The organism is Streptomyces sp. NPDC050658 (genome assembly GCF_044457025.1).
Lineage (GTDB): Bacteria > Actinomycetota > Actinomycetes > Streptomycetales > Streptomycetaceae > Streptomyces.
Window position 1 is genome coordinate 716,157 of sequence record NZ_JBITGM010000001.1, and the last position, 17,274, is coordinate 733,430.

Here is a 17,274-nt window from a genome sequence, read left to right on the forward strand (position 1 = left end):
TACTCGCCCTCTCCGCCGTGTCGACGGGCCCGGGCGGCCCCTTCCGGATGCCGCCCGGGCCCTCAGTGACGTTCCGTCAGATGCGGGGTCGCGTCACAGACAGAGGGTGATGCTGGCGGTGCTCCAGCAGAGGAGCAGGCTCAGGCTGCTGCCGCCGCCTCCGCCGCCGCCACCGGTCATCTCGTCGGATTCCATGCTCTGCAGGTCGAGGAGTGCCATGAGCTTCCCTCTCTCTTGGGGACGTGGTGCTCGATTTCCATCGGGTTGTGTCACGACCCCGCTGCGTGGCGGGACCGGCTCTGGGGCCGCCTGGGCGGCGGCAGGAAGGGGACGTGCGCTCCGGTGTCGCCGAGCGCGGCGGCGAGGGCGAGGAGCACGCCCGCCGTCCCGGTGTGGAGATCCATGGAGAGGCGCATCATCTGCTCGCCGGGGAAGGCGAGTTCACCCTCGTACGACATGGCGAACCAGCCGAGCGCCTCGATCTGCGAGGCGACGTCCTCGGGCGAAATGCCGGGCGCGGTGCTGCGGTTCACGTGCAGCAGCAGTCCGGCCCGCCCCCGGTACAACCCGGGCTGCGCGCAGAAGCGTGCGCGCGCGGCGGCCAGGATGCCCGGCCGTGCCGCCTCGAACCCGGCGTCGTCGCGGTGCGCGAGGTAGTCGTCGATGACCATCCCGATGCCTGCGCTGCCGTCGCCGAGGTAGGGCATCGTGCGCCACCCCTCGTCCACGCCGAGGCTGCCGTCGGGCTGCGCCACACACCGCGCGAGATCAGCGCGCAGGGCCTGCCCGGCCAGGTCGAGGAGGGCGGTGTCGCCGTTGCGCTCGTAGAGCCGCAGGAAGAGCAGCGCGGGTCCGGTGGCCCCGCGCCGCAGCCCTGCCCGCGGCTTCCCCTTCGGCTGGGCTTCGGCGGTGAGCCGCTCGCCGAGCAGCTCCGCGGCCTTCAGGGCGTACTGGCCAAGGGTGCGCTCGCCGGTGCTCTCCGCGAGGGCGTCGAGCACGAGGCCAAGCCCGGCGAGGCCGCCTCGCAGGTCGGAGGGGAGCCGCTGCCAGTTCTCCTGGAGGATGAGGCCCGCGAGGTCGAGGGCCCGCGCGTGGTGGCCGAGCCTGTCGAGTACATGGGCGATGCCCGCGAGGCCGTCCTCAAGCCCGAGGGGCGTGCCAGGCGGGGTGGGTTCCGTGTGCTTCAGGAGCCACCGTTCGCCCTCCTCGTAGCGTTCGCCGCCGCCATCGGCGAGGGCGAGCAGCACGCCGGCCGCACCGTGCGCGAGTCCGAGCCCGCCGCCCTCGGCGAACTGCGCGATGTCGCCGGGGAAGAGCCGGTCGTCGCGCTCCGGGGTGGCCGAGGCAAGGATGGCCTTGACCATCGAGTCCCGGCTGCGCGGCCAGTCGGCGGGGTCCACGAACGTCGCGGGCGCCCCTGCCGAAGGCCTGCGGACCGGCGCGCCCCGCTCGATCTCGGCCACCGCCTCGGCGAGGAACTCCGGTGGCACATCGGGGAATTCGGCCGCGATCACCTGCGCGAGATGCGCCGCCTTGCCTCGGTCGACGGACAGGAGCGAGGTGATGGGCAGGAACAGCGCGAGCCGCAGACAGGCCAGCGCGTACCGGTCGACGTCCTTGCCCGTGCGGTCGGGGGGCGCGACGAATCCGGGGTGGGCGACGACCTGGCGCCCGCCCTCGTCCGCGGCGGTCGCCGCCTCGAAGTCGACGAGCGCGACGGACTGTTCGTCGGGCGCGACCATGATGTTGAAGAGGTGGAGGTCGTTGAAGACGACGCCCCGTCCGTGCACGGCCGCCACCGCGTCCTCGACCGCGCCGTGGATCCGCAGCGCCCACGCCGTGTACGCGGCGATCGCCTCGGGGTCGGGATCGGCGGCCGACAGCGGATGCCGTTCGGCGAAGAAGGAGTTGAGGGTGCGGCCCTCCAGGAAGTCCATGACGAGGAAGCGGTGGCCGCCCAGCTCGAACCAGTCGCGCACTTCGGGCGCGACGCCGAGGCCCGCCAGCTTCTCCAGCGCGTCCCGCTCGCGCTCCAGGCGGGCCACGGCGTCGGCCTCGTCGGAGGCGAGACCCGCGTGCGGGCGCGCCTCCTTCAGGACGACCTCGCGGCCGTCGCGGGTGTCGGTGCCGCGATAGACGCCGCCGCCGTTCGAGAAGTGCAGGGCCTTCTCCATCCGGTACGGCAGGTCGGTGACCGTCGTCTCGTTGCGCGCCGCCAGCTGGGGTTCGAGGAACGCCGGCAGCGTCACCCACTCGGGCACCCGGAAGGCCGGGTCGCGCGTGTCGGGGACGAGGCGGCCCTCGCCGTCCTCGATCGCGGTGACGAGCGCACCACTGCCGTCGACGCACATACGGCGCGTGAAGCCGCCGTATCTGACGTACAGCGGGCCGTCCTGCCAGCGCAGGTCGGTGAGGATGTAGGGCCCCTCCGCCCCTTCGAGGATCTTGCCCAGCTCCCGTAACACCGAGTGGAGTCGATCCTCGTCGGCCGGGTAGATCGTGGCGAACTTCCCGCTGCCGTCCCGCCCCGCGTACTTGGAGTTGCGCAGGTGCAGCAGGTGGCGGCCCGCAACGAACTTGAAGGGGACGGCGCGCGGCACGCAGTAGTCCCACACGGCCGCGGCGGTGCGGTCCGCGTTGTCCAGGGTGGCGGAGACATGGATCTTCCAGCCCTGCGCGGGTCCGGGCCGCCAGTGCCCGTCCTCGTCGACCGGGCCGAGGCTCAGCCAGTCACCGGCGCGCGCCGAGCGCCAGCCCTCCGGGACCACGCGTCCCGTCGTCGCGAACTCGGGGGCGCTGGTGCCCACGGACAGGCGGTCCGGAGTCTCGTAGAAGAGTCTGTCGGCCAGACAGTAGACCTCGTACCGCTTGTCCACGGTGTCCCCTCCCCATGCGGCGTCGCAGAGAGAGTTGCAGACCGCAAACGGGGCGGACAGTCACAGATGTCATCGAAGCGGCATGCGGAACGCACGGGTTAAGTACCGTTCGACCTGTTCGAGCACACCTGACATACACGGAATGCCCACCGGACGACTCCCGTGGCGTAACGGAAGTGAAGACTCCTCCAGAAGCGAAATCCCCCGGTCCTCCGGAGCGAAGTCCCTCAGTCCTCCGGCGGGAACACGACCTCCCCGCTCCCCGTCAGGGTGATCGTGATCGCCTCGACCGGGCAGCCCTCGGCCGCCTCCAGGACCTTCTCGTTGGCGTCGGTGTCGGCGGCGACCGGATGCGACTGGCGGGCCGAGTCGAGCTCGAAGCCGCCGGGCGCGGTCAGCACGCACATCCCCGAGCCGATGCACACGGACCGGTCCACCTCGACGTGCCAGCGGTCGCCCATCAGACACCGGTCCCTTCATGTCCCGCGGGGAGGTGGATCATCTTGTGCTCGAAGTACTCGCCGTACCCCTCGGGCCCGAACTCCCGCCCCAGACCGGAGTTCTTGTAGCCGCCGAACGGTCCGAGCATGTCGAGGCTGAAGGTGTTCACGGAGTACGTCCCGGTGCGCACCTGCCGGGCGACGTCGATGCCGCGCTCCACGTCCGCCGTCCAGACGCTGCCGCTGAGCCCGTAGTCGGAGTCGTTGGCGATCTTCACGGCCTCGCTCTCCTCGCCGTACGGCAGAAGGCAGATGACCGGGCCGAAGATCTCCTCGCGGGCGATGCGCATCGAGTTGTCGACGCCTCCGAAGAGCGTCGGCTCGACGTACCAGCCCTGGTCGAGTCCGGCCGGACGGCCGCCGCCCGTGAGGATCTTGGCGCCCTCCTCCTGGCCGATGCGGATGTAGTCGAGGGAGCGCTGCTGCTGGCGTTTGGCGACCAGCGGGCCGAGTTCGGTCTCCGGGTCGAGCGGGTCGCCGACCTTGAGCGCACAGGCCGCGGCGGCGAAGGCCTCGGCGAACTCGTCGTAGCGGGAGTGCGGCACGAGGATGCGGGTCTGGGCCACGCACGCCTGGCCGTTGATCATCCAGGCGAAGGGCACGATGCCCGCGACGGTGCTCGCCGCGTCGGCGTCCGGCAGGATCACCGCGGCCGACTTGCCGCCCAGCTCCAGGGTCACGCGGGTGAGGTTGCGGGCCGCGACCTCCATGACCCGCTTGCCCGCGGCGACCGAGCCGGTGAACGACACCTTGTCGACGCCGGGGTGCGCGACGAGGTACTCGGAGACCTCGCGGTCCGCGGAGATGACGGAGAGCACGCCCTGCGGCAGCCCCGCCTCGGTGGCGATCTCGGCGAGGATGTACGCGTCGAGCGGCGCTTCCGGCGAGGTCTTGAGGATGACCGGGCAGCCGGCCAGGAGCGCGGGGGCGAGCTTGGCGGCGGCGGTGAACTGCGGGACGTTCCAGGGGACCACGGCCGCGACGACACCCACCGGCTCACGCCGTACGAGGATCTTGCCGAGCGCCCCGTCGCGCGCCTCCTCGTAGGTGAAGTTCCGGGCGACGGTGAGCGCCGAGTCCCAGACCATCATCGCGGCGAGGGCCTGCACCATCACGCTGGAGGTGTAGGGGGTGCCGTTCTCGGAGGAGATCACGCGGGCGATCTCCTCGTGGCGTACGGCGATCGCGTCCTTGATCTTCGTGATCACCTCGATCCGCTCGTCGAGGGTCATCCGGGGCCAGGGGCCCTCATCGAACGCCTTGCGCGCGGTGGCGACGGCCCGGTCGACGTCGGCGGGCGCGGCGTGCGGCACCCGGGCGAAGACCTGGCCCGTGTGCGGTGAGACCACCTCGATGACGTCCTTGCCGAGGGGGTCCACCAGCTCCCCGCCGATGAACAGCTGTCCGTGTTCCACGAGCTCGGTCATGGCTGACTGCCTCCTGCGGGGTTCCGCGGTACGGGCACGCTTTCTGACACTTCCTCAGAATGGCTTCGCAGAACTGATACCAGTTCTACTTCGAGGAGTCCACGGGGATGTCACGGCGGCGTCAGATCCCCCGGTGGGCGACTCCGACGAGCAGGGACGCGAGGGCCAGCGACCAGAAGGCGAGGGGGAATTGGAGCGTGTACACCCGCGCCCGCAGATGGCAGAGGACGGCGCCGGTGAAGTAGAGGACGAGCCCGACCCCGGCGGCCACGCCGATCCACGGCACGGCGAAGCCCGTCAACAGGCCGACACCACCGGCGAGTTTGAGATGGCCGAGCGGGAAGAGCCAGGAGCGCGGGACGCTGACCGCGTCCATGTTCGCGAGGACCTGGGGCGAGCGGACGTAGTCGACGCAGGCGGCCCAGAAGTTGGCGGCAGCGGTCAGCAGGGTGACGGTGACGTAGGCGACGAACATGAATGGCTCCGGTGCGGTGCGGGGACGTTCAGGTGAGGTGGGCGAGCTTGTCGGGGTTGGTGACGTTGTAGAGGCCGCACACCTGCTCGCCGTCCGGTGCCAGGTCGAGGACGAGCACGGCGAACGGGGCGCCCCCGTCGAAGAGGACCACCGAGGGGTCGCCGTTGATGTGGCAGTACCGGATGTCGGCCCCCGCCGTCCGGTGCGCGGCCCGCTTCAGGAGCAGCTCGGTCACCTTGCCGCTGCCGTGCACCGGGCGCGGTCCTGCGGCCGGCGCCTTGCCCCCGCCGTCGACCCAGAGCACGACGTCCGGCGCGAGCAGCCGCAGCAGGGTCTGCGCGTCCCCTTCGGCGACCGCCTCCGCGAACCGCCGGGTGACCTCGGCGCGGCGGCGCGCGTCGGCGTGCCCCTCGGGGCGCCGGGCCCGCACGTGTTCGCGGGCCCGGTGGGCGAGCTGCCGCACGGCGGCCGGGGTGCGGCCGATGATCCCGGCGGTCTCGGTGTGCGCGTACCCGAAGACCTCGTGCAGCACGAACACCGCGCGCTCCAGCGGCGAGAGGGTCTCCAGGACCACGAGGAGGGCCATCGAGACGGACTCGGCGCGCTCGACCGCCTCGGCGGCGTCCGGCACATGGCCGGGGTCGACGGCGCCGGTGAGCAGCGGCTCGGGGAGCCAGGGGCCGATATAGGTCTCGCGGCGCCGGCTGATGGCCGCCTGCCGGTCGAGGGCCTTGTTCATCGCGATGCGTACGAGATAGGCGCGCGGGCTCTCGATCGGCCGGGCGTCACGGGCCGCGTGCCGGGGCGCCCAGGCGAGCCAGGTCTCCTGGAGGACGTCCTCGGTGTCGGCGACGGTGCCGAGCATGTTGTAGACGAGGGAGAACAGCAGCTCGCGGTGGTCGACGAAGGCGCGGGTCGCGTCGTCCGCCTCGGAAGTGCCGGACATGTGGGTCTCCTCTTGTCTTCTCTGCGGAGCCCTGTTCATGTCTTCTCTCGCGGGGCTCTGTGTCCTAGGACTCCGCGGGGCGGTCCGGGTGTGACATCGGGTCCGCCGAATGTGACCGTCGCCTCACTTCCGTCTGCCGCCGCCAAGCTCCCTGACGAAACAGTCGACTTGGGCGATCATTGGAACTAGTTCTAGTTACGGCGACACAGAGCCGCCGCAGAGAGCCATGGAGAGATGAGGCGCCCGATGACGCAGGTGACCGATCCGCAGGTGACCGAGCACGGCGGTGGCGTATGGAGCGTCAAGGTCCCCATCCCCGACAACCCCCTCGGCTTCACCCTGGTCCATCTCCTGGACACCGACGGCGGGCCCGTCCTGATCGACACGGGCTGGGACGACCCGACGTCCTGGGACACCCTGGCCGCCGGTCTCGCCGCGTGCGGTACGTCCGTGGAGGCGGTGCACGGCGTCGTCATCACCCACCACCACCCCGACCACCACGGCCTGTCCGCCAAGGTCCGCGAGGCCTCGGGGGCCTGGATCGCGATGCACGAGGCCGACGCGGCGGTGGTGCGGCGCACCCGCTCCAACCCCTCGGAGCGCTGGTTCGACTACATGGCGCGGAAGCTGACGGCCGCGGGCGCCCCCGCCGAGCACGTCGCCCCGCTGCTCGCCGCGCGCGACGCGGGCCGCGCACCGAGGCTGCCCGGCCTGCAGCCCGCGCTCCCCGACCGGGACATCACTCCGGGCGAGCTGCTCGAACTGCCGGGCCGCAGGCTCCGCGCGATCTGGACGCCGGGCCACACCCCCGGCCACGTCTGCCTGCACCTGGAGGAGGAGCACCCGGCGGGGCTCGCGGGCAACGGCCGCCTCTTCTCCGGCGACCATCTGCTCCCCGGGATCACCCCGCACATCGGCCTGTACGAGGACCCGGACGACGACACGGTGACGGACCCGCTGGGCGACTACCTCGACTCCTTGGAGCGGGTCGGCCGCCTGGGTCCCGCCGAAGTGCTGCCTGCCCACCAGCACACGTTCACCGACGCACCGGCCCGCGTCCGGGAGATCCTGGCCCACCACGAGGAGCGGCTGAACGACCTGCTCGCCCTGCTCGCCGACCCCCTCACCCCCTGGCAGCTCGCCGAGCGCATGGAGTGGAACCGCCCCTGGGCCGAGATTCGCTACGGCTCGCGCAGCATCGCCGTGTCGGAGGTGGAGGCGCATGTGCGGCGCCTGGTGAAGCTGGGGCGCGCGGAGGCCGTGGGGAACGATCCGGTGCGGTACGTGGCGGTGTGAGGCCGCCGCGGTGTGGCGCGGGCCCCGGGCGCCCAGGGTCACTCGCGCTACGGGCCGGTAGAGTGAGCCCGTCGTCATCATGCCCGTACAGGGGGAAGCCGGTGCGAATCCGGCGCTGACCCGCAGCCGTGTAACACCGCCCCAAAGCGGTGAACAGCCGGAATGCCCGGTACGGAACATGACCGGCTCGCCTCATCGGACCCCCCGATGAACGGCACCGTCGAGGTATACGGAGCCGGAGCCGCCCGGAGCCGTGCCCGTCGCGCGCCCGTGCTGCCCCGCTCCCCGCAGGGAGAGGCACCCGCCGCATCATGAACGTTCGCCGCAGCGCAGCGGTCCTGGCCGCCGTCGCCGTGTTCGGTTCGGCCGCCGCCCCGGCCGCCTTCGCGGACACCGCGAAGCCGTCGCCCTCCGCCAAGCTGCCCTCCGGTCTGTACGGCGACAAGGACCCCAAGTTCGACGGGGTGTTCCGGCAGTCGTACGCCCTGCTCGCCCAGGACTCGGCCGGGGTGAAGCCCGCCGACAAGTCCGTCGACTGGCTCACCGGCCAGCAGTGCGCGAGCGGCGGCTTCGCCGCGTACCGCGCGGACGCGGGCGAGCCCTGCGACTCCAAGACGATGGTCGACACCAACGCGACCGCCGCCGCCGTGCAGGCGCTCACCGCGCTCGGCGGTCAGGACAAGGCCGTCAAGAAGAGCGTCGGCTGGCTGAAGTCCGTGCAGAACAAGGACGGCGGCTGGGGCTACAGCCCCGGCATGGACTCCGACGCCAACTCGACCGGCATCGTGATCGGCGCGCTCACCGGCGCGGGCGAGAAGCCTCAGTCGGTGAAGTCGCAGGACGGCAAGTCCCCGTACGACGCGCTGCCGAAGCTCGCCATGGACTGCGGCAAGGACGGCGGCGCCTTCGGCCTCGCCGACATGAAGACCGGCAAGCTCGCGCCGAACGCGGACGCGACGGCGGCCGGTGTGCTCGGCGGCTACGGCCGGGGCCTGGTCGTGGCCCCGTCCAAGGCGACGAAGCCCGCGTCCCCGAAGTGCACGGAGGCGAAGACCGCCGAGCAGGCCGCGTCGAACGGCACCGGCTACCTCCTCAAGACCCTCGCCAAGACCGACGACCACCTGATGTCGGCGATGCCCGGCGCCAAGGCCCAGCCCGACTACGGCAACACCGCGGACTCCGTGCTCGCGCTCGCCGCGGCCGGTCAGCCGGAGCAGGCGAAGAAGTCGGCGCAGTGGCTGGCGGAGAACTCCGCGGACTGGGCGAAGACGTCCGGCCCGGCCGCCTACGCCCAGCTGATCTTCGCCGCCCACGCCTCGGGCCTCGACGCGCGCGACTTCGGCGGCGCGGACCTGGTCAAGCAGCTCAACGCGCAGGGTCCCGCCCCGCAGGCCACCGAGGAGCCGGGCGACAAGAAGAAGGACGACGACAACGGCGGCGTCAGCGTGTGGTGGATCGTCGGCGTCGGCCTGGTCTTCGGCGCGGGCATCGGCTTCCTCTTCAGCGGCCGCAACAAGAAGCAGCAGCTGTGACCCGTCCCCGTCCGCACCGCCCCGTACGGCTCGTCGTCGGGGCGGTGCTCGCCGCGCTCCTCGCCCCCCTGTTCACGGTCGTCGCCGCCGCGCCCGCACAGGCCGCCGGCTACCGCTACTGGTCCTTCTGGGACCGGGACGGCTCGACGTGGACGTACGCGAGCCAGGGTCCGAGCACCGCGCGGCCCGAGGACGGGGCCGTGCAGGGCTTCCGGTTCTCCGTGTCCGAGGACTCGAAGGACGCCGCGAAGCCGCGCGGCGCCGCCGACTTCGACACGATCTGCGCCAAGACCCCGGCCGAGGACGGTCACAAGCGCGTCGCGCTCGTCATCGACTTCGGTACGCCGGGTGACGCGCCCGGCGGCGAGACCCCGCCGAAGCCGCGGACCGCGTGCGCGCGCGTCGCGGACGACGCGACCAGCGCGGACGCCCTCGCCGCCGTGGCCAAGCCGCTGCGCTACGACAGCAACGCGCTGCTGTGCGCCATCGCCGGCTACCCGAAGTCGGGCTGCGGCGAGCAGGTCGCGGGCGACGGCGGGGCGGACGGCGGGGCCGAGAAGAAGCCCACCGCCGCCGAGTCCGGGGCGTCCGACGCGACAGACGGCTCCGGCGGTCCTTCCGTCGGTCTGATCGCGGGTGTCGCGGCCATCGCCCTGCTCGGTGCCGCCGCCGTCTGGCAGGCCCGCCGCCGCCGCGGCTGAACCGCACGATGACCGGTCCCGCGAGTGCCTCCCCCGGCGTGCTGAAGAGACGTCTCGCCCCCGCCGCGCACCGGAGCAACGCGCTGCATCCGGGCGCCTGGTGGGTCTGGGCGCTCGGCCTCGGCACGGCGGCGTCCCGGACGACGAACCCGCTGCTCATCGGGCTGCTGATCGGCGTCGCGGGATATGTCGTGGCGGCGCGGCGGACGTCCGCCCCGTGGGCGAGGTCGTACGGCGCGTTCGTGAAGCTGGGTCTGGTCGTGATCGGCATCCGGCTGGTCTTCGCGATCGTCCTCGGCTCGCCGATCCCCGGTACGCATGTCGTCGTCACGCTCCCCGAGGTGCCGCTGCCCGACTGGGCGAAGGGGGTGCGGATCGGCGGCCGGGTGACGGCCGAGGGGCTGCTCTTCGCGCTCTACGACGGCATCCGGCTCGCGGGACTCCTTGTCTGTGTCGGCGCCGCGAACGCGCTCGCCAGCCCGTCCCGGCTGCTCAAGTCACTGCCGGGGGCGCTGTACGAGGTGGGGGTCGCCGTCGTCGTGGCGATGACGTTCGCGCCGAACCTGATCACCGACGTGCAGCGGCTGCGGGCCGCGCGGCGGCTGCGCGGACGGCCGGACAACGGGATCAGGGGGCTGCTCCAGGTGGGGCTCCCGGTCCTGGAGGGCGCCTTGGAGCGCTCGGTCGCGCTGGCCGCCGCGATGGACGCACGCGGTTTCGGGCGGACCGTGCCCGTGCCGGCGGGGGTGCGCAGGGCGACGGCCGTGCTGACCCTCGGCGGTCTGATGGGCGTCTGCGTGGGAACGTACGGGCTGCTGACCGAGCAGGGCGCCTCCTACGGGCTGCCCGCCCTGGCCGCCGGAGTGCTCGCCGCGCTCGCCGGACTCCGCCTCGGCGGCCGCCGCTCCGTGCGCACCCGCTACCGGCCCGACCCGTGGGGCGTGCGCGCCTGGCTGGTCGCCGGGTCCGGGATCGCGGTGGCGGCCCTGACGATCTGGTCCGCGTCCCAGGACTTCGCGGCGCTGCACCCCGGAGTCGTCCCGCTGGTCGCCCCGACCCTGCCGCTGCTGCCCGCGGCGGCGGCGCTGCTCGGCCTGCTGCCGGCGTTCGTGGCGCCGGTGCCGTCGGAGGGGGCGGCGACTCCGGCACCCGTACCCGCCTCCGGGGAGCCGGTCCCCGCACCGAACACGTCGCCCGCCGCCTGGCGGACGCCGCTGTCCAAGTCCGTACCCCCCGAGGAGCCCTCATGATCCGCTTCGAGGACGTCTCGGTGACCTACGAGGGGGCGGCGGGGCCCACCGTCCAAGGGGTCGATCTCGCCGTGCCGGAGGGCGAGTTGGTGCTCCTCGTCGGCCCCTCCGGAGTCGGCAAGTCGACGCTGCTCGGCACGGTGAGCGGACTCGTCCCGCACTTCACCGGCGGCACCCTGCGCGGCCGGGTGACCGTCGCCGGACGTGACACCCGCACCCACAAGCCCCGCGAACTCGCCGATGTGGTCGGCACGGTGGGCCAGGACCCGCTCTCGCACTTCGTGACGGACACCGTCGAGGACGAGCTGGCGTACGGGATGGAGTCGCTGGGGCTCGGCCCCGACGTGATGCGCCGCCGAGTGGAGGAGACCCTCGACCTGCTCGGCCTCGCCGATCTGCGCGACCGCCCCATCGCGACGCTCTCCGGCGGCCAGCAGCAGCGGGTCGCCATCGGTTCCGTCCTCACCCCGCATCCGGATGTCCTCGTCCTCGACGAGCCGACGTCGGCGCTGGACCCGGCCGCCGCCGAAGAGGTCCTCGCCGTACTGCAGCGCCTCGTCCACGATCTGGGGACCACGGTCTTGATGGCCGAGCACCGTCTGGAACGGGTCGTGCAGTACGCCGACCAGGTGCTGCTGCTCGCGGGGCCGGGCGAGGCCCCGGTGCTCGGCGATCCGGCCGCCCTGATGGCCCGCTCCCCCGTGTTCCCGCCGGTGGTCGCCCTGGGCAGGCTCGCCGACTGGTCGCCGCTGCCCCTCACCGTGCGGGACGCGCGCCGCCGGGCGGGGGCGCTGCGCGAACGGCTCTCCGGGGCCGGGCCGCGCGAGGAGGCCGCCGCCGTACGCCCCGCGCCGGAACGCCGGTCGCGGCTGCGCGGACGTACCAAGACGGGTGAGAGCCTGCAGCCGGCGGCGGACGTCTCCGCCCTCGCCGTCCGCCGCGGGCGGGTCGAGGCGCTGCGCCGCGTGGACCTCGCCGTCTCCGCGGGAGAGACGGTCGCCCTGATGGGCCGCAACGGCGCGGGCAAGTCCACGCTCCTGTCGACTCTGGTCGGCCTGCTCGCGCCGACGTCGGGATCGGTCCGCGTGGGCGGCACCGTCCCGCACCGCACGGGCCCGCGCGAGCTGATCCGGCACGTGGGCCTGGTCCCCCAGGAACCACGGGATCTGCTGTACGCCGACACCGTGGCCGCCGAGTGCGCAGCCGCCGACCATGACGCGGGCGCCGAAGCCGGCACCTGCCGGGCCCTGGTCGACGGCCTGCTGCCGGGCATCACGGACGACACGCACCCCCGCGACCTCTCCGAGGGCCAGCGGCTCACCCTCGCCTTGGCCGTCGTGCTCACCGCACGGCCGCCGCTGCTCCTCCTGGACGAGCCGACCCGCGGTCTCGACTACGCGGCGAAGGCCCGTCTGGTCACGGTCCTGCGCGGCCTCGCCGCCGACGGGCACGCGATCGTCCTGGCCACGCACGACGTGGAGCTGGCCGCGGAACTGGCGCACCGCGTGGTGATCCTCGCCGACGGCGAGATCGTCGCGGACGGCCCGACCCCGGACATCGTGGTGTCGTCGCCGTCCTTCGCCCCGCAGGTGACGAAGATCCTGGCCCCGCAGAAGTGGCTGACGGTCGCGCAGGTGCGGGAAGCGCTGGGCGAGGCAGGGGAGGCTCCGGGCGAGGTACGGGACGCGCCGGGGGAGGCGACGTGACCGCCCCCGAACGGCAGGCCCGGCCCATCCGCCTCGGCCCCCGGTCCATCGGCGCCCTGGCCCTGGTCAGCGCCGTCGGGGTGGTCGCCTTCGGGTGGCCGCTGATCGCGGGCGGCGGCTCGGACCTCAGCGCGCACGCGCAGGATGCGCCCTGGCTCTTCGCGGCGCTGCTTCCGCTGCTGCTCGCCGTGGTGGTGGCGACCATCGCGGACGTCGGGCTCGACGCGAAGGCCATCGCGATGCTGGGCGTGCTCGCCGCGGCCGGGGCGGCGCTGCGGCCCCTTGGCGCGGGGACGGCGGGCATCGAGCCGATGTTCTTCCTGATGGTGCTGAGCGGCCGGGTGCTCGGGCCCGGCTTCGGGTTCGTGCTCGGGGCGGTGTCGATGTTCGCGTCGGCGCTGCTGACCGGGGGCGTCGGTCCGTGGATGCCGTTCCAGATGCTGTCCATGGGGTGGGTCTGCATGGGGGCGGGGCTGCTGCCGGGGCCCGACAGCATCCGGGGCCGCCGGGAGCTGGGGCTCCTCGCGGCGTACGGGGCGGTGTCGTCCGTCCTCTACGGGACGGTGATGAACCTCCAGGGCTGGCCCTATCTGGGCGGCCTCGCGACCGGTGTCTCCTTCGTCCCCGGCGACCCGGTCGGCGACAACCTGGGCCGCTTCATCGCGTACTGCCTGGCCACCTCGCTCGGCTGGGACCTGCCGCGCGCCGTGGTGACCGTGCTGCTGAGCCTCGCGCTCGGCCCCGCCGTCCTGAAGGCGCTGCGCCGGGCCACGCGGCGAGCCGCGTTCGAGGCCCAGGTCACATTCGAGGGCCCGAAGCCGTAGGCATCCGCTGGCTCTCCGTTACCCGGAAGGCGTCCGGCGGTGAGGCGGCCCACAGGACTTTGGTCCTCTACTAGGCGGGGCCGTAGCGCCGATCGGTTGACGTGAACGCGCTAATCACCGCCCTGACCTGCGCATTGAGAGCCAGGTCACACAGGGGAGGTTTTTCCCAAGTGCGACAGCAACTAGTAAAAGGGGGCATTGCGGAGACGTAACAGCCCTGCTTCTCTGGATCGAGTCGCACGGCGCCGACGACCTTCGGGTCCAAGGCGCCAACGCATTCCCCCGGCCAGTTTCGATGGCCAAGGCGTGCCCGCGACCCCCATGTCCCCCACGGAAGGTCACGCTTTGTCCGCCTCGCTCCTCCGCCGTATCGCCACCCCGAAGAAGGCCCTCACCGGTGTCGCCGTGGCCGCCGCCACGACCGGCATGCTGATCGCCGCGGGTCCGGCCCAGGCCGCGGCCCCGACCGCCGCCAAGGCCGCCGCTCCGGCCGCCGCCCCGGCGGCGCCTTCCTCGGCGCAGGCGATCGCGAAGAAGATGATCCCGGACCCGGCGCAGTACCAGGCGTTCAGCAACATCGTTTCCCACGAGAGCGGCTGGAACCACACCGCCACGAACTCCTCGTCCGGCGCGTACGGCCTGGTCCAGGCCCTGCCCGGCTCGAAGATGGCCTCGGCGGGCGCCGACTGGAAGACCAACCCCGAGACCCAGATCAAGTGGGGCCTCGACTACATGAACGACCGCTACGGCAGCCCGGCCGGCGCCTGGGACTTCTGGCAGGCGAACGGCTGGTACTGATCCTCGGGGCGGCTGCCCTGAGCGGAACTCCGGCACACCGGAAAATCACCGGCTCCGCCGAGTTCGTCCTCAAACGCCGGACGGGCTGGACATTCCAGCCCGTCCGGCGTTTGGCGTTACCGGACCCCTCAGAGCCGCTGGATGATCGTCCCCGTGGCGACAGCGCCCCCCGCGCACATCGTGATCAGCGCGAACTCCTTGTCCCGTCGCTCCAGCTCGTGCAGGGCCGTCGTGATGAGCCGGGCCCCCGTCGCCCCCACGGGATGCCCCAGCGCGATGGCGCCGCCGTTCACGTTCACCTTCTCCAGGTCCTGCTCGAAGACCTGCGCCCAGCTCAGCACCACCGACGCGAACGCCTCGTTGATCTCCACGAGGTCGATGTCCTTGAGCGACATCCCGGCCTTGCCGAGGACCGCCCGCGTCGCGTCGATCGGCCCGTCCAGGTGGAAGTGCGGGTCCGCCCCCACCAGCGCCTGTGCCACGATCCGCGCCCGCGGCCGCAGCTTCAGCGCGCGGGCCATCCGCTTGGACGCCCACATGATCGCCGCGGCGCCGTCCGAGATCTGCGAGGAGTTGCCCGCCGTGTGCACGGCGGTCGGCATGACCGGCTTGAGCCCGCCGAGCCCCTCCATGGTCGTGTCGCGCAGCCCCTCGTCCCGGTCGACCAGCCGCCACATCCCCTGCCCGGCGGCCTGCTCCTCCTCCGTCGTCGGCACCTGCACGGCGAAGGTCTCGCGTTTGAAGCGCTCCTCGGCCCAGGCGACGGCGGCCCGCTCCTGCGAGATGAGCCCGAGCGAGTCGACGTTCTCGCGGGTCAGCCCGCGCCGTCGGGCAATCCGCTCGGCGGCCTCGAACTGGTTGGGGAGGTCCACGTTCCACTCGTCGGGGAACGGCTTGCCCGGACCGTGTTTGGAGCCGGACCCCAGCGGCACGCGTGACATCGCCTCGACGCCACAGCTGATGCCCACGTCGATGACGCCGGTCGCGACCATGTTCGCGACCATGTGGCTGGCCTGCTGCGACGATCCGCACTGGCAGTCCACCGTCGTCGCCGCGGTCTCGTACGGCAGACCCATGGTGAGCCAGGCCGTGCGCGCCGGATTCATCGACTGCTCACCGGCGTGCGTGACGGTGCCGCCGACGATCTGCTCGACGCAGTCGGCGTGGATGCCGGTACGGCCGAGCAGCTCGCGGTAGGTCTCGCCGAGCAGATAGGCGGGGTGGAGATTGGCGAGCGCACCTCCGCGCTTACCTATGGGGGTGCGTACGGCTTCGACGATGACAGGTTCCGCGGCCATGAGCGTCCTCTCCATCCACATCCCGCGGGGGCGTCCCGGCACCCGCACGGAGAACTAGTACGCGTTCTAGTTCTCCGTGCAGTCTGCTGATCCCGGCCCCGGCCCCGCAAGGGTCTTGCACGCACCTTGCGCACGACCTGCACGAAAGCGAACCCTCCACGGGCCTTGCCACTTGTAGAACCCGTTATTACCTTGCGGGACATCCCCTCTCCTGATGGACCGTCAGAACAGCCGAAGAGCTGCCGGAACTGAACTCCTGGAGTTGCCGATGCCCTGTCCAGCGCTGCCCGACGGGTTCGACTTCACCGACCCCGACCTGCTCGAACACCGCGTCCCCCTCCCGGAGTTCGCGACGCTGCGCCAGTCGGAACCGGTGCGCTGGATCGACCAGCGGCCCGGCATCTCCGGCTTCGACGACGCGGGCTACTGGGCCGTGACACGGCACGAGGACGTCAAGTACGTGTCCACGCACCCGGAGTTGTTCTCCTCCAACCTCAACACCGCGGTCATCCGCTTCAACGAGACGATCGGCCGCGACCAGATCGAGGTCCAGAAGCTGATCATGCTGAACATGGACCCGCCCGAGCACACCCGCGTCCGGCAGATCGTGCAGCGCGGCTTCACGCCCCGCGCCGTCCGCTCGCTGGAGGACGCCCTGCGCCACCGCGCGACGTCCATCGTGGAGACGGCGCTCGCGAACGCCGCCCCCGACGGCAGCTTCGACTTCGTCACGAACGTCGCCGTCGAGCTGCCGCTGCAGGCCATCGCGGAACTCATCGGCGTACCGCAGGAGGACCGGACGAAGATCTTCGACTGGTCCAACAAGATGGCGGCCTACGACGACCCGGAGTACGCGATCACCGAGGAGGTCGGCACCGAGGCGGCCATGGAGATCGTGTCGTACGCGATGAACCTCGCGGCGGCCCGCAAGGAGTGCCCCGCGAAGGACATCGTCAGCCAGCTGGTGGCGGCCGAGGACGAGGGCAACCTCTCCTCCGACGAGTTCGGCTTCTTCGTCATCCTGCTCGCGGTAGCCGGCAACGAGACCACCCGCAACGCCATCACGCACGGCATGCACGCCTTCCTCACCCACCCCGAGCAGTGGGAGCTCTTCAAGCGCGAGCGCCCGGAGACGACGGCGGAGGAGATCGTCCGCTGGGCGACCCCGGTGGTCTCCTTCCAGCGCACCGCGACCCAGGACACCGAACTCGGCGGCGCACAGATCAAGAAGGGCGACCGCGTAGGCCTCTTCTACTCGTCGGCCAACAACGACCCCGACGTCTTCACCGACCCGGGGACGTTCGACATCACCCGCGACCCGAACCCCCACCTGGGCTTCGGCGGCGGCGGCCCGCACTTCTGCCTGGGCAAGTCCCTCGCGGTGGTGGAGATCAACCTGATCTTCAACGCGATAGCCGACGCCCTCCCCGACCTCCGCCTGGTCTCCGACCCCCGCCGCCTCCGCTCGGCGTGGCTGAACGGCGTAAAGGAACTGCAGGTCAGCACCGGCTGACCAGCGGCCAGGGAGGCAGGGGCGACTCCCCCCTACGCCCTGCCCCTGCCTCCCCCTGGCCATCGGGGCGATCGGGTGACACATCCGGCCAGGAGTCGGCCGGAGCCAACGTTTCCGTTGCGTGGTGCGTCT

At 72.1% G+C, this 17,274-nt stretch carries 15 protein-coding genes and 1 riboswitch; of the genes, 8 read left to right on the plus strand and 7 right to left on the minus strand.

Annotated elements, in window-relative coordinates:
* Positions 1-93: 93 nt before the first annotated feature.
* The 6 genes from ACIBKX_RS03320 to sigJ all read right to left on the minus strand — a co-directional run bounded on the left by ACIBKX_RS03320 (position 94) and on the right by sigJ (position 6,224).
* Positions 94-219, minus strand: a complete 126-nt coding sequence (locus ACIBKX_RS03320) for a SapB/AmfS family lanthipeptide (RefSeq protein ID WP_363270676.1) — start codon at positions 217-219, stop codon at positions 94-96.
* Positions 220-269: 50 nt separating this feature from the next.
* Positions 270-2,876 (minus strand): class III lanthionine synthetase LanKC, encoded by a 2,607-nt coding sequence (gene lanKC / locus ACIBKX_RS03325; protein WP_363270675.1) that lies wholly within the window; start codon positions 2,874-2,876, stop codon positions 270-272.
* Between the two features lie 227 nt (positions 2,877-3,103).
* The gene (locus ACIBKX_RS03330; protein WP_266867529.1) at positions 3,104-3,337 is read right to left on the minus strand and encodes a ferredoxin; all 234 of its coding nucleotides are present in this window, start codon (positions 3,335-3,337) and stop codon (positions 3,104-3,106) included.
* Positions 3,337-4,803 (minus strand): aldehyde dehydrogenase, encoded by a 1,467-nt coding sequence (locus ACIBKX_RS03335; protein WP_363270674.1) that lies wholly within the window; start codon positions 4,801-4,803, stop codon positions 3,337-3,339. Before ACIBKX_RS03335 ends, ACIBKX_RS03330 begins: the two co-directional genes overlap by 1 nt.
* 121 nt (positions 4,804-4,924) lie before the next feature.
* Complete coding sequence (locus tag ACIBKX_RS03340) at positions 4,925-5,278, minus strand: DoxX family protein (RefSeq protein WP_363270673.1); 354 nt, start codon at positions 5,276-5,278, stop codon at positions 4,925-4,927.
* Between the two features lie 28 nt (positions 5,279-5,306).
* Complete coding sequence (sigJ, locus tag ACIBKX_RS03345; protein ID WP_363270672.1) at positions 5,307-6,224, minus strand: RNA polymerase sigma factor SigJ; 918 nt, start codon at positions 6,222-6,224, stop codon at positions 5,307-5,309.
* 246 nt (positions 6,225-6,470) lie between these two features.
* On the opposite strand from sigJ, the gene ACIBKX_RS03350 reads away from it, so the two are divergent.
* The 7 genes from ACIBKX_RS03350 to ACIBKX_RS03380 all read left to right on the plus strand — a co-directional run bounded on the left by ACIBKX_RS03350 (position 6,471) and on the right by ACIBKX_RS03380 (position 14,331).
* Entirely contained in the window at positions 6,471-7,520 is a 1,050-nt protein-coding gene (locus tag ACIBKX_RS03350) for an MBL fold metallo-hydrolase (protein ID WP_363270671.1), read from the plus strand.
* A 63-nt stretch (positions 7,521-7,583) separates the two neighbouring features.
* Positions 7,584-7,709, plus strand: a riboswitch (cobalamin riboswitch).
* Between the two features lie 122 nt (positions 7,710-7,831).
* A complete protein-coding gene (locus ACIBKX_RS03355; RefSeq protein WP_363270670.1) occupies positions 7,832-9,052 on the plus strand; it encodes a prenyltransferase/squalene oxidase repeat-containing protein in 1,221 nt (406 codons plus the stop codon).
* On the plus strand, positions 9,049-9,753 hold the full coding sequence (locus ACIBKX_RS03360) for an SCO2322 family protein (protein ID WP_363270669.1): 705 nt from the start codon (positions 9,049-9,051) through the stop codon (positions 9,751-9,753). The genes ACIBKX_RS03355 and ACIBKX_RS03360 overlap by 4 nt, the downstream gene beginning before the upstream one ends.
* 8 nt (positions 9,754-9,761) lie before the next feature.
* Positions 9,762-11,003, plus strand: a complete 1,242-nt coding sequence (locus ACIBKX_RS03365) for an energy-coupling factor transporter transmembrane component T (RefSeq protein ID WP_399375621.1) — start codon at positions 9,762-9,764, stop codon at positions 11,001-11,003.
* Complete coding sequence (locus ACIBKX_RS03370) at positions 11,000-12,709, plus strand: ATP-binding cassette domain-containing protein (RefSeq protein WP_363270667.1); 1,710 nt, start codon at positions 11,000-11,002, stop codon at positions 12,707-12,709. Before ACIBKX_RS03365 ends, ACIBKX_RS03370 begins: the two co-directional genes overlap by 4 nt.
* Positions 12,706-13,533 carry an ECF transporter S component gene (locus tag ACIBKX_RS03375; protein ID WP_363270666.1) on the plus strand — a complete coding sequence of 276 codons (828 nt, stop codon included), beginning with the start codon at positions 12,706-12,708 and terminating at the stop codon, positions 13,531-13,533. The genes ACIBKX_RS03370 and ACIBKX_RS03375 overlap by 4 nt, the downstream gene beginning before the upstream one ends.
* Positions 13,534-13,854: 321 nt before the next feature.
* Positions 13,855-14,331 carry a transglycosylase SLT domain-containing protein gene (locus ACIBKX_RS03380; protein WP_399375622.1) on the plus strand — a complete coding sequence of 159 codons (477 nt, stop codon included), beginning with the start codon at positions 13,855-13,857 and terminating at the stop codon, positions 14,329-14,331.
* Between the two features lie 128 nt (positions 14,332-14,459).
* On the opposite strand, the gene ACIBKX_RS03385 is transcribed toward ACIBKX_RS03380, so the two are convergent.
* Complete coding sequence (locus tag ACIBKX_RS03385) at positions 14,460-15,629, minus strand: steroid 3-ketoacyl-CoA thiolase (protein ID WP_363270664.1); 1,170 nt, start codon at positions 15,627-15,629, stop codon at positions 14,460-14,462.
* Between the two features lie 268 nt (positions 15,630-15,897).
* Here ACIBKX_RS03385 and ACIBKX_RS03390 point away from each other — a divergent pair, with 268 nt between their 5' ends.
* A complete protein-coding gene (locus ACIBKX_RS03390) occupies positions 15,898-17,142 on the plus strand; it encodes a cytochrome P450 (RefSeq protein ID WP_363270841.1) in 1,245 nt (414 codons plus the stop codon).
* Positions 17,143-17,274 lie beyond the last annotated feature (132 nt).